The sequence below is a fragment of the Streptomyces sp. NBC_00582 genome (assembly GCF_036345155.1).
Classification (GTDB): Bacteria; Actinomycetota; Actinomycetes; order Streptomycetales; family Streptomycetaceae; genus Streptomyces.
Window position 1 is genome coordinate 10,639,098 of record NZ_CP107772.1, and the last position, 12,060, is coordinate 10,651,157.

At 70.2% G+C, this 12,060-nt stretch carries 13 protein-coding genes; 3 read left to right on the forward strand and 10 right to left on the reverse strand.

The window, feature by feature from the left end:
• Positions 1 to 51 precede the first annotated feature (51 nt).
• The 8 genes from OG852_RS48345 to OG852_RS48380 all read right to left on the reverse strand — a co-directional run bounded on the left by OG852_RS48345 (position 52) and on the right by OG852_RS48380 (position 7,250).
• Positions 52 to 654, reverse strand: coding sequence for a hypothetical protein (locus OG852_RS48345; protein ID WP_330346805.1), 603 nt, complete (start codon positions 652 to 654; stop codon positions 52 to 54).
• Positions 641 to 2,224, reverse strand: coding sequence for a vWA domain-containing protein (locus tag OG852_RS48350; protein WP_330346804.1), 1,584 nt, complete (start codon positions 2,222 to 2,224; stop codon positions 641 to 643). Before OG852_RS48350 ends, OG852_RS48345 begins: the two co-directional genes overlap by 14 nt.
• A complete protein-coding gene (locus OG852_RS48355; RefSeq protein WP_330346803.1) occupies positions 2,221 to 3,396 on the reverse strand; it encodes a toxic anion resistance protein in 1,176 nt (391 codons plus the stop codon). The genes OG852_RS48350 and OG852_RS48355 overlap by 4 nt, the downstream gene beginning before the upstream one ends.
• A gap of 16 nt (positions 3,397 to 3,412) precedes the next feature.
• Positions 3,413 to 4,477 carry a hypothetical protein gene (locus OG852_RS48360; protein ID WP_330346802.1) on the reverse strand — a complete coding sequence of 355 codons (1,065 nt, stop codon included), beginning with the start codon at positions 4,475 to 4,477 and terminating at the stop codon, positions 3,413 to 3,415.
• A gap of 477 nt (positions 4,478 to 4,954) precedes the next feature.
• On the reverse strand, positions 4,955 to 5,356 hold the full coding sequence (locus tag OG852_RS48365; protein ID WP_133916276.1) for a YrdB family protein: 402 nt from the start codon (positions 5,354 to 5,356) through the stop codon (positions 4,955 to 4,957).
• 477 nt (positions 5,357 to 5,833) lie between these two features.
• Positions 5,834 to 6,238, reverse strand: a complete 405-nt coding sequence (locus OG852_RS48370; protein ID WP_330346801.1) for a DUF4345 domain-containing protein — start codon at positions 6,236 to 6,238, stop codon at positions 5,834 to 5,836.
• Between the two features lie 26 nt (positions 6,239 to 6,264).
• Entirely contained in the window at positions 6,265 to 6,462 is a 198-nt protein-coding gene (locus tag OG852_RS48375) for an alpha/beta fold hydrolase (protein WP_330346800.1), read from the reverse strand.
• Between the two features lie 140 nt (positions 6,463 to 6,602).
• On the reverse strand, positions 6,603 to 7,250 hold the full coding sequence (locus OG852_RS48380) for a TetR/AcrR family transcriptional regulator (protein ID WP_133916244.1): 648 nt from the start codon (positions 7,248 to 7,250) through the stop codon (positions 6,603 to 6,605).
• Positions 7,251 to 7,758: 508 nt separating this feature from the next.
• On the opposite strand from OG852_RS48380, the gene OG852_RS48385 reads away from it, so the two are divergent.
• Complete coding sequence (locus tag OG852_RS48385; RefSeq protein ID WP_133916245.1) at positions 7,759 to 8,610, forward strand: alpha/beta fold hydrolase; 852 nt, start codon at positions 7,759 to 7,761, stop codon at positions 8,608 to 8,610.
• Between the two features lie 622 nt (positions 8,611 to 9,232).
• On the opposite strand, the gene OG852_RS48390 is transcribed toward OG852_RS48385, so the two are convergent.
• A complete protein-coding gene (locus OG852_RS48390) occupies positions 9,233 to 9,568 on the reverse strand; it encodes a family 78 glycoside hydrolase catalytic domain (RefSeq protein WP_330351368.1) in 336 nt (111 codons plus the stop codon).
• Between OG852_RS48390 and OG852_RS48395 the strand changes: the two genes are divergently transcribed.
• Complete coding sequence (locus OG852_RS48395; RefSeq protein ID WP_166663676.1) at positions 9,542 to 9,778, forward strand: hypothetical protein; 237 nt, start codon at positions 9,542 to 9,544, stop codon at positions 9,776 to 9,778. The two genes, OG852_RS48390 and OG852_RS48395, sit on opposite strands and share 27 nt — an antisense overlap.
• Positions 9,779 to 10,175: 397 nt before the next feature.
• A complete protein-coding gene (locus OG852_RS48400; protein ID WP_166663688.1) occupies positions 10,176 to 11,042 on the forward strand; it encodes an alpha/beta fold hydrolase in 867 nt (288 codons plus the stop codon).
• Between the two features lie 355 nt (positions 11,043 to 11,397).
• On the opposite strand, the gene OG852_RS48405 is transcribed toward OG852_RS48400, so the two are convergent.
• Positions 11,398 to 11,991: a TetR/AcrR family transcriptional regulator gene (locus OG852_RS48405; protein WP_330346799.1), complete on the reverse strand. Its 594-nt coding sequence runs from the start codon at positions 11,989 to 11,991 to the stop codon at positions 11,398 to 11,400.
• Between the last annotated feature and the right edge of the window lie 69 nt (positions 11,992 to 12,060).

A 12,060-nucleotide genomic window follows, 5' to 3' on the forward strand; every position in this document is an offset into this window, starting at 1 on the left:
TGGGCCGACGGGCCCGCCCGTGATCGATACGGCCCCGCGCCCCCGAGGCGGCTACTGCGAGCGGTCCTCCAGGTAACGCGTGTGGGTTTCCTGGCGTCTGGCCTCTGTTTCCCGCAGCGCGCCCGCCAGTTGCTCCGCCTCCTCCTGGAGCAGGGTCAACTGGCGTTCCAGATGGCGCTCCGGGGGATCCTGGCCCGGTGCCAGCCGTGCCCACCACCTCGTTCGTACGAAGGTGTCGACCGCCTCGGGAACGTCGTGGCGCACCGCCCTCGACAGGGTGTGGACGCCCTCTGGGTCCTGGGCCAGGATCTCCGCGACCCAGCCGGGTTCGAGGAGGGCGGTCAGCAGGCCGGTCAGTTCGGTGAGGCGGCCCGCGGCGGCCGGGGGCAAATCGACCTCCGCGAGGTAGGCGCCGAGGCGTTCGAAGTCGCCGCGCACTTCGTCGAGCTGCGCGGACGGGTCGGGGAAGTCGGGCAGCTCGGGCCGCTCCGGCGGGGCGATCAGCGCGCCCGCGCCGTAGAGGCCGACGACCACGACCGGCCAGTACGGGCCCGCGACGCCCGTGAAGGTCAGGACCAGGCCGGTAAGTCCCGCCGCGCTGCCGGCGATGTTCTTGCGGGACTCCAGGAATCCGACGAACCTACTGGTAGCCACGGATCTCCTCGAAGGCGCCGTCCAGCGAGCCCTTCTGGGCGTCGAAGAGGCGACCGCCGGTCAGTTCGGCGATGTGCTCCAGCTCCCCCCGGTCGGAGTCGCCGAAGAGGACGGGGAAGACGGGGATGGCCTGCCGTTCGGCGCTGAGGCCCTGGTAGAAGCCGTCGAAGTCGCCGGCCTTCGCGCCCGCCGTGTTCTCGCCGTCCGTCATCAGCACGATCGACGTGAACGCGTCCCGGTCGGCGCCGAGGTGGTCGTACGCCTTCTCCAGCGACGTATAGACGGCCGTGTCCCCGTCGGCCGACAGCTCCTTGGTGTCCTTGCGGATCGCGGCGAGCCCGGCGGCGGGGTCGGCGGGGCTGACGACATGCGTCCGCACGCTCTTGACGTCCGATCCGAACGGCATCAGCGTCACCTCCTCGCGGTCCCGGAAGTCGCCGGTCAGGTCGGTGAGGGCGGTCTTGAGGCGGCGCAGCCGGTCGCCCCGCATCGAGCCGGAGGTGTCGAGGACATACACCGTCCGGGAGGGGCGGCGCAGGTCGTTCTCATAGGCGTCGAGGAGCCCGTCGGCGACGGACCGGGTGCCGGGGAAGGGCAGTTCGCGCCGGCGGGCGGTGTCGAGCCCGGCCGCGGGCGGCACCGAGGCGACGACCGGGCGGCGGTGCGTCTTGACGGTGATCAGCCGCTGGACGGCCTGCGTGCGCAGCGCGTCGGTCACCCGCTTGACGTTGTCGCGGGTCGTCGCGTCGGCCGCGGCGAGGGAGGAGAACGGGTAGTCGGCGGTGACGACGCCGTCGGTGGGGCGGATCACGGTCAGCCCGGGGATGCCCTCGAGCACGGACTCGTAGTTGAGGAGCGCGTCGACGTCGCCGCGCCGGGCGTACGCGCCAGCCAGCCAGCCGGACGAACCCGAGGTCAGCTGCTGCCCCTTGAAGAACTCCTTCAGCCTCGGGGCCGCCTTCGCGACATCCGCGTCGGTGAGCGCGGACTGGGCTCCGGAGAGCGCCGAGGCGACCGAGACGAGCGTGGAGAAACCGGAATTGGAGCGCGCCGGGTCGGTCATGCCGTAGGTGAGTTCACCGTCCTGGACCGCCTGTTCGATCTGCGACCAGGTGACGTGCCCGGGCTTCCAGCCGAGGGAGCCGACGGTCGCCGTCCGCACGCCGATGGCCACCGGGCTGGACATGATCGGCGTCTCCGAGAGGATCTTCTTCGCCGCGTCGGGGCGCAGCCGCAGATAGTCGTCCGAGGACAGCCACACGGCGTCGTACCTGGCGTCCGTGCCGGGCTTCGCCAGCACGTTCACGGCGTCGAGCGTGCCCATGTAGGTGGGCCGGACCGTGACGCCGGTGTCCTTGCGGACCTGCTCCAGCACGGGGGCCATGTCGCTCAGCTCGCTGGAGGCGAGGACGCGCAGGGTGCCGGGCCGGGGCGCGCCGGGGTCCTTCTCGTCCCGGTCGGCCACCGCCGAGCAGGCGGTGAGCAGGAGGGCGAGGGCGGTCAGCGCGAGGAAGGGCCGCAGGGGCCGAAGGGGACCAAGAGGGCGAAGGGGCCTGGCGGGTCGTCTCATGAGAGGCCGCCTTCCAGCGCGCTGCGGGAGCGGCTGCGGTCCAGGTAGGTGCCGGCCTGCTGGAGTTCGGCCGTCAGGTTCTCGACGGTCACCGCCATGGCCTCGGTCGCCTGCACCTTGTAGGTGTCGATGGTGTCGAGGGTGCGGTAGATCTGCTGGAAGGCGGCGCGCAGGGTCTCGGCGCCGACGGCCGGGTCGGCGGCGATGCGCTGGATCTCCCCGCTCTGCGTCGCCAGCATCTCCGCGTTGCCCCGGATGAGGTCCTCGGTGGTGCCACGCAGGGCGTTGACCTGCTCGATGACCTTCTTCTGGGTGTCGAGCGCGGAGGCCAGCATGACCGAGATGCGCAGCGCCGAGACGGTGGTCGTGGCGGCCCGGTCGACGCCCTTGATCAGCTCGTCGTTGTTGCGGCGGACGACGTCCATGGCGAGGTAGCCCTGTGCGCACACCGCGAGCTGGGTGAGCAGGTCCTGGTGCTTCTGCCGGACCGGGAAGAGGACGTCGGCGCGCAGGCTGTCGGCCCGCTCGGGATCGGTGAGCTCGGTGCCGGAGATCTGCTGCTCGACGGCGGAGTCCAGGGCGTCGGTCAGGACGATGTACTCCTGGAGCTTGCCCATGGTCTCCCAGAGCCGGACCCGCTCGGTCTGCAACGCGGCGTTGTCGCGCCGCAGTTCGTCCTGGCCGCCGCGCAGCGAGCCCACGATCTTGTTCAACGTGCCCTGCGCGGAGGCGTACTTGGCGACGTGGTCGCGGAGCTTGTTGCCGCCGGGGAGCCTGGACAGGAACGTGCGGCCCCTGCTCGCCGGCAGGTCCCGCGGGTCCAGGTCCTCGACCACGCGCCGGAGTTCGACCAGTGAGCCGGCCACCTTCGACTGGGCGTCGCCGCCCTTGTCGGGCAGGCTGCGGACGGTCCGCTCCAGCATGCGGTTGGACTGTGCGGCGGCCGTGCGCATCTCGCCCGCGCCGAGCGCGGTGATCTCGCCGACCTTGCCGACGAACTCGGGCGAGCGGGCGTCGAGGGCGGCGAGCCCGTCGACGTAGGCGGCTGCCTTGGTCGCCATGTCGGTGCGGACGGCGTCGTCCACGGGGACGAGTCCGCCGGCCCGCTCGCGCGGAACGGCGGCGACGGCCTCGGGCGGGGTGAGGGTGAAGTCGTTGTCGGTGCTGCTCATCTGCTGCTGTCCCCTCTTATCCGCGCGCCCGTCGCGCCAGCTCGTGCAGCACCGCGGAGGTGGGCACGGGCGCCTGGCGGACGCCGGTCAGTCGCTGCTTGAGGTAGGTGCCGGCCGAGGCGAACTCGGCGGCGACGCCCTGCGGGCGGAACCCGTGCCGGATCTCCAGCTTGCGCAACCCCGGGTCGGTGGACAGGAGTCGGGCGAGGCGGGAGCCGTTCCCGGTGAGCGGCACGGCGGTGTGGTCGCTGTTGACGGTGGTGTCCGGGTAGAGGACCACCAGGTCGTCGGGCTGCTGCCCCTGCGCGAGGAGGGAGGCGACCTGCGACTCGTAGACCAGGACGAGCGGGTTGCCGGCGCCGCTGACGAAGTCCCGGAAAGCCGCGTCCGTGCTGGACTGCTGGGCGCCCTGGACGCTGACCAGCTTGTGCAGCAGCGGCGCGGTCCTGTCGACCTCGGCGGTGCTCGCGACGACCTTGCCGCCGCCTGCGACGTAGGAGGCGGCGGCGAGATAGAGCGCGCCGGAGTTGGAGGTCTGCGGGTCGGTGCTGGACAGGTAGAGGGTGCCGGTGAGCTCCCCGAACTTGTCGGCGCCCTTGAGCTGCTGCCAGGTCCGGTCGGCGCGGGCCGCGTCCAGATAGGCGGCCATCTTCAGGGTGCCGCGGTGCGCGGCGTCCAGGGTGGCCAGGCCGTTGGCCGCGAGGACCCCGGCGGCGCTCTTGTGCGCCACGACGACGAGGGGCGAGTAGAAGGGGCGGGGGAGGGTCCCCTGCACCTTGTACTTGGCCGCGAGTTCGACGGCGGGCGCCTGGCTGCTGGGGAACGCCAGGTCGTAGCCCTTGAGGTTCAGCCCTTCCATGGCCCAGGACCCGGAGGTCTCGGCCTTGACGGTGTAGCCCTTGGCGGCGAGGGCCTTCACCACGTCCGGATCCGCGAAGAACTCCGCCTTCTCCGACCCGATCACCATCCGCACGGTCTTCGTTGCCGTGCCCTTGTCCTCATCGCTGCGACCCGCGACGACGGCGACCACCACACCCGCCATCAGCAGTACCGCGAGGACGATTCCCATGATGCGTCTCACAGGTGGAGCCTGCTCCCGGAACCCCACATTCCCGGGTGTCCCTGGTGAACGGACGGTGACCCACCAGCCCCGGCCCTGCAACGCCGCCGCGTAACACCCCCGCGGGGCGCGAAGCCGGCGCGGTGCGTGGCGCCCGGTCCGCGCGTCGCTGCGGGCGCACGCGGACCGGGGCCGTTCGGGAGGTTCGGCCGGCTGTGCTCGGTTCCTTCGGTTCCGTCAGGGCGGCCGTGTGCGCTTCCATGACAGTCCTGGCGTGCCGACGTCCGCGCAGCTCGGCCACTCGTGCGTGCCGCTGCGGCAGAATGGGAGGTCGGACGTCACGCGGCTCAGGTGTCCGGCCCTGCCACGTAGCGGTTCGATGCTGCGGAGACGGCCTGGGTGGGCCCCGCAGCAGCCCTCATTGCCCACAGCAACCGAAGGGGGAACGAAGAGCAGCTGTGGGGGAAATCGCGGCTCTGCCCGCAATGTCGTGCATCCTCAGCGGGAAGCCGGTGAGCCGTCTACGGGTGGCTGCCCTGTATGCGGGGCGGGCGGCCTGCGGCGAAAGATCTCGGCCACGGCTGTATTCGCGACCACGACGACTGCCATGGCCACGGCGGCAGCAGGATGCCCGACGCCGTACAAGGCCGCTGCACCACCACCCAGCACTACCGCCTTGACCACAAGCACCAGCGACAGCCCGGGCCGCAGCCGGGCCCTGGGTGCCGCGAACAAGGACCACAGCACCATGGCCAGCAAGGGTGTTCCCGCCCCGAGCAGAACACGAAGGGCGCCGTCGTGACTGACGGCGAATCCCCACCAGCTCAGGCACGCCAGAGCGGCAAGCTCTACCAGGAACGCCAGGAGTTCGTTCGCGGCGTACCAGCGCCGCTCGTCCATCACGCCCACGGTGTCAAAACGTGTTGGCATCGAGTCCTCTCCGTACCAAGGCACCCAGCATGCCAAGGCGGCGGCGCGTGGGGTGCGCTTTCACGCAACTGCGGCCAGAGCCGACTTCACATAGCGCCTTCACCGGTGGCCGTGGAGCTTGGGTTATGCGCTGCTGAACTGTCCACGGAACTATCGTCCGGCGTCGTGCTCGCTTACGGGTCGGCGGGTGCACTTCACCCGCCGAGACCTGGCGTGGCCGCGCGAAGTGGCGCCGCTGATGCGGGAGTTCAGCGACTTGTTCGCCGGTTTGGATGCGCGATCGAGCCGCAGGTTCCCGTTCTCGCAGGTCACCCCTCTGCACTGCGAGAACGACCGATCAGATAGTGCGGCCAGCATCGCGCGACCCCCATGTACTCCAGCGATGCCTTCAGCCGGCCGCACCGAGAGCTGTCGTCGTGCGCCCTGCCGCACGGGGGGCGTTGACTGTCAGGCGGTCTCCCTCAGCTGCGGGGAGGAGTCCGCCACCCGCAACGCATAGGCCGCAGCGCCGGCGTAGGAAGCCTCGACGACAAGAACGGCGATCAGCAGCGGATGGGGCCACCCGTCCGCCACGATGCTGACCAGGCGCCCCGCAGCCAGGCCGCTCATGAAGGTGAACAGCGTGACGAGCGAAGTCCTGGTGTAACGCGTGTGGGAGGCTCCCAGACAGAACAGGATCGCCAGGGCTACGTACAGTGACCCGGAACCGCTCCTGAAAATGTTCGCCTCCGACGGCGACTGGATGTCGACCCCGTAGACGTCGAGCAAGAGGTGGGGAGCCAAGAGATAGATCAACCCGATCACGGCGACCCCGAGGCTCGCGGAACCAAGAACCATCTTGTGCAGACTCATCTTTCTGATACCTCCGGTGTGGGAGCTCATCGAAGAAGCTCCGGAACATGCGGCACGAACTGCTCGTGGTGTGGGAAGACGCCGCCCTGGCCGGCATCGGGGTGGATCCGAAGTGAGGCGTTCGGCAGGCGATGCGCGAGGTCGAACGATGCTCGTGCGGGAAGCATGCGGTCGTCCTCGCCGTTCGCGACCAGAACGGGTTGCCGGATCGAGGAGAGGTCCATCGGTGCTTGATTTCTCCAGCGAGGGCGCGGGGCGGACCGGCGAGGCCCCGGCGGCCGGCCGAGCGGCCGCCTGTGAGGTCGCGCGGGCGGCCGGCTGCTGGCGCGGGCAGGTGGCGCGGTGGGGTCACGCGGTGCGCTGCTCAGGTGTAACGGGCGGCCTGCGGTGAGGGGTGCGTTCTGGGCGGGTCGGTTCGGGGAGTGGCGTACCCGTGCTCGATGCCCAGCAGTGCGAGAGCGTTGTGGATGCCCTGTTCGAGGACTTGATCGGCCAGCTGCGGGTCGGCGAGGGCCCGCGCGAGCTGGAGCGTGCCGGCCATCATGGCGTACGCGCTGAGTGCCATGGTGCGGACCGAGAGCGGGTCGTTCGGCGCCAGGCGGGCGGCGATGCCGTCGGCGACCACCAGTACGCCCTCGGTGTACGCCTGCCTGGTCGGGTGTGTGCAGCGTCCTATCTCGTCGAGCAGGGCGGCGGAGGGGCAGCCGATGTCGCGGCTGTCACGGTGCCAGGGGGACAGGTACCAGCGCACGATCTGTTCGAGGCCGGCGCGGCCCGGTTCCGCGTGCGCGACGATGCTCGCGTTCTGGGCCTCGAGCTGGTCGGCGATCGTGGTGGCCACCAGGTCGTCCTTGGATGTGAAGTGGGTGTAGAAGGCGCCGTTGGTCAGCCCGGCGTCCTTCATGAGCGCCGCGATGCCCGAGCCGTCGATGCCGTCCTCCTTGAAGCGGCGGCCCGCAGTCTTGATGATCCTCTGCCTGGTGGCCTGCTTGTGCTCTTGCCTGTATCGCACCGCACACTCCTCTGCGTGCCGGGTGGGCTACTCGCCCTCCAGCGGCTCCTCCAATGTATTGTATTGTGAACGTAATTCAATAGCACCGAATTCCGGCGCCCTCGCGGCCGGGGCGAGGTTGCAGCCCCTCGGTCTCCGCTGCGCTGGACCGCCTGCGCCGCCAACCCGCATGCGGCTGCGAGGCCGGCCGCGGGCTTCGCCCGCCACGGGAGCCCTCTTGCGCGCCCGGGGCGCGCCTGCTTAGTATTATGAATATAATTTAATTGCTCACGGCTCGGCACGGTGGATTCCGAGGTGATCGGAGCGAGCCGGAAGCCGCCTGGGTCGCCCCCGGGGGGCGAGAAGGTGATCGAGCGATCCGAGCGGATCGTCGGCCTGATCCACAACCCTGGCTCGCCGCGTAGGGCGCCGGTCAAGGGCAGCGGCCCCACAGGCCCAGCAAGCCTTGCGTGCTGCGTGAGCAGACCCACGAGAACTGACGGGCACCCGACAGCAAGAGAAGGACGTCATGAGTACGTATCTGGCAGACAAGGCCGAGAACCTCACCGTGGAGGGGCCCTCCGCGACCTTCACCTACCGGCGCATGGGCCCGCAGGGCGGTGTCCCGCTGGTCCTGCTGCAGCGTTTCCGCGCGACCATCGACTGGTGGGACCCGGAGTTCCTGGACTACCTGGCCGCCGACCACGACGTGATCGTCTTCGACAACGTCGGCGTCGGCCACACCACCGGCGAGCCGCGCGACTCCATCGACGGATTCGCCGAGGGCGCCGCCGAGTTCATCGAGTCCCTCGGCCTCACGCAGGCCGACGTCCTCGGCTGGTCACTGGGCGGCTTCGTGGCCCAGCGCCTGGCCGCGCGTCGCCCGGAGCTGGTGCGCAAGATCATCGTGGCGGGCAGCGGCCCGAACGGCTGGGTGCCCGGTGCGCCGGAGGCGAGCGAGAAGGTCCTGGGCATCATGGCCAAGCCCGACGCCGACCAGGACGACATGCTGTACCTGTTCTACCCGGAGACGGAAGCGGCCCGCGCCTCAGGACAGGAGCACTTCGCCCACGTCGCGCCCCGGCTCGCCGCCGGTGGCCCCGCGGTCACCGAGGCGACGGCGCAGGGCATGCTCGCCGCGATCGGCCAGCTCCTGGCCGCCCCCTTCGACGAGGTGCGGGCCGAACTGGAGTCCATCAAGCACCCCGTCCTGTACGCCAACGGCCTGCACGACGTGATGGTCCCCGCCCACGCGTCCTACGTCGCCGTCCAGCACCTGGCCGACGCCACCCTCCTCCTCTACGGCGACGCCGGCCACGCCTTCCTCTTCCAGCACGCCAAGGCCTTCACCAAGCAGGTGGCCGACTTCCTCGCCGCCTGAGCACGCCGACCGTGCCGCCGGTCCCGCACCCCGGCGGCGGCTGGCTGACAGTCGTGCAAGCGCCGCCTCACAGCCGTGAGGCGGCGCTTGCACGATGGTTGACCGACGCCGCCATCGAGGCTGGGCAGTCGGTGCGTACCGGCGACGTGACAATTCTGGATTGCCGGTGCCGAGTTGTGCACCGTCGTGGAGCTGAGGCCCCCGCCGAAGGCGGACGTGACGCCCCGGACCTGGCCGCAGCAGACCGGCAGCTGTCCGGCAGGGCGGGGAACGTTGAGGGGCGGCCGCCCGCTCGGCTCGATGCGCTCGAGCGCGAGCCCGGCGATCGCCCGACCGCCCTGCATCCCCGGGTTGAAGGCCTGGTCGATGGCGTCCGCGCGGAGTTCCGAGGCGGGCAGCGTCGAAAGCTTGCCCTGGATGGACGAGACGAGGGGCCGGCCAAGCCTCTGAGGTCGCCGAGGAGCGCGATCTGACTCCCGATGAGATCCGGCGTCGCCGTGGAGCGGCCTTTCCCGGTCGGACCGACGGTGTCGCCGACGTCGTCGGCCCGGGACGCGACCGCCATCGCCTCAGCCGGTTCGGCCTCGCCGACCTCGACGGGCAGGGCCGACCGGACCGGGGATCAGCCGGCCGATCTGCGCACAGCGACGGTGTTGCGCGGGAGCACGAGCGAACACCACGACAGTTCGAGGACGGGGCGTACGTCGATGACGACGGCGCTCACCGCGTCACCGGCCGGGATGCCGTCGGGCCGGCCCGTGAGCTCAACGCGGCGGAACCCGTGGAAGGCCATGGCCGGTTCGAAGCCGTCTTCGCAGCCGCTCAAGACGAAGTGGCCGGCCGCCGGAGCCGAACGCGGCGGCCGTACGCACAGCTCGCCGTCCTCGATGGCCTCGGCCTGCCGCGCCGTGATCACCGTCCCGGCCACTCCGTGCGCACAGAGCTCGCGCCGGCCCACGATGTTCTGTCCGAAGGCGAGCAGAAGGGCACCGTCAGCGTCGCGCCGGGTCCACCGCGGGTGCAAGTCGGCGACGCGCTGTACCGGCGGCGCGGGATCGGGGTTGAGGCGGGCGTTGTCGTAGTCGACGGTTCGGGCTCCGGCCCGGCCCTCGTCCTGGAATCCGGGGCGCAGCCAGGTGTCGTCCTCACGCCGGTATCGATGTCGTGACCGCTGTACTGATCGTCGGCTGTCACCGGTCCGGGGCCGGACGTCCGCGACTCGCCGGTCACGACCGGAGTCTCGCAGCCGTCGGCGCAGGTGAGCCGCTTCTGCCCTGATGGTGCGCTGTGCTGTGCGCCGCGAAGCCCGGCGGAACCCGTGATTCCACAGCTGTGCATCTCGTTCGGCTCCACCACTTGCACCCTGATGAAATTATGGTCATACTTCAATGGTTGACGGGTTGTTCAGAAACCTGATCCAGGCGGTTCTTCATGAGCCCCCTCCGACCGTCGACTCCGGACTGCAGCCGCAGCCGGGAGACACGGGAGCACCGCTCCGCGCCGACCTGCGAGGAAGCAGAGGCTGGCGCACCGTGGCGGTAACCCACACATCGAAGGGCACGACCGTGAACGCACGCGAAACACATGGTGACGTGGTGACGTCGTACAAGAACGCGCAGACCCGCACCGTCACCGCCGACGGAGTGACCTTCGCCTACCGCGACCTCGGCCCCCGGACCGGCATGCCGGTCATCTTCATCACCCACCTCGCCGCGGTCCTCGACAACTGGGACCCCAGGGTCGTCGACGGCATCGCCGCCAAGCGCCGGGTGATCACGTTCGACAACAGGGGCGTGGGCGCCTCCACCGGCGTGACGCCGAAGACCATCGAGGAGATGGCCAAGGACGCCGTCACCTTCATCCGGGCGCTGGGCTTCGAGCAGGTCGACGTCCTCAGCTTCTCGATGGGCGGCATGATCGCCCAGGTGATCGCCCAGACCGATCCGCAGCTCATCCGCAGGCTGATCCTCGCGGGCACCGGTCCGGCCGGAGGCGAGGGCATCAAGAACGTGACCCGGATCTCCCACTACGACACCCTCCGGGCACTGCTCACCCTTCAGGACGTGAAGCAGTTCCTCTTCTTCACCCGCACCCCGAACGGGATTCGGGCCGGCAAGGAGTTCCTGGCCCGTCTGAAGGAGCGCACCAAGGACCGGGACAAGGCGATCCGCCTCACCTCCTACTTCTCCCAGCTCAAGGCCATCCACCGCTGGGGGCTGGCGCGGCCGCAGGATCTCTCCCGCATCCAGCTGCCCGTACTCGTCGCCAACGGCGACGACGACAGGATGGTCCCGACGTCGAACTCGGAGGACATGGCCCGGCGACTGCCGAACGCCGAGCTGGTGATCTACCCCGACGGCGGCCACGGCGGCATCTTCCAGTACCACGAGCAGTTCGTGCCGACCGCTCTCGAGTTCTTCGGCCGGCCGTAGGGCCGCGGTGCGGTCTGCGTACGGGGCCGAGGACGCTGACTCAGAGCCGTGACGCCCGCCGGGCGTCACGGCTCTCGTCACGTGTTCGACGTAACCGACCTGCTCGCCTCTCGGCCCTGCGGCGCCGAGGCGGTTGTCGTGCAGGATGGCGATGCCCAGACCGGTCGACGTCCCGTTCGGGCCCCAGGCCCCAGGCCCCAGGCCCAGGACCCGCACTGCCGCTACGGCGTGTTTCGAACGGGCGCAGAGTCGGCCGCCGTCCGAGCGGAGGACCCCCGCGCCGGCCGCTCCCGAGATCGCGGTTGCCCCGGGGACCACCCGCTCACGCGGCACCGGCGTCCCGGCCCGTGCCAGGTCATCCAGCCGGTACTGACGTGCATCGCGCGATGGCGAGGGCGTTCTCGATTCCCTGCTCGAGGACCTCGTCGGAGCATTTCCGGTCGGAGAGCGCGCGGGACAGCTGCAGTGTTCCCACTGCCAGGGTGAAAAGCCCGATGGCCTGACCGCGGGCGGACTGCGGATCCTCGGGTGCCAGGCGGGCGGCGAACTCGTCCACGATGGCCTTGGCGCCGTGGGTGTAGGCGGCCTTGGCTCCGTCACCGCAGCGGCCGATCTCGTCCAGCAGGGCGGCGTTCGGGCAACCGTCGCCGGGGTTGTCCCGGTGCCCGGGCGACAGATACGCGCGGATGAGATCCTCAAGTCCCTCGCGGCCGGGCCGCAGCGTGCCGAACTGCTCCACCTGCGCGCGCAGCTGCTCGGCGACGACGTGGGCGACGAGGTCGTCCTTGGACTCGAAGTGGGCGTAGAAGGCTCCGTTGGTGAGCCCGGCGTCCGACATCAGCGTGGAGATGCCGGAGCCGTCGATGCCGTCCTGCTTGAACCGGTGGCCGGCCCGCTCGATGATCCGTTGCCGCGTCACCTGCTTGTGCTCCTTGGTGTAACGCGCCACAGGGTTCCTCCCCAGCTTTGCCGGACCATTGCCTTGTGTCTCATCCTAATCCATGGTCTGACGTCCGTA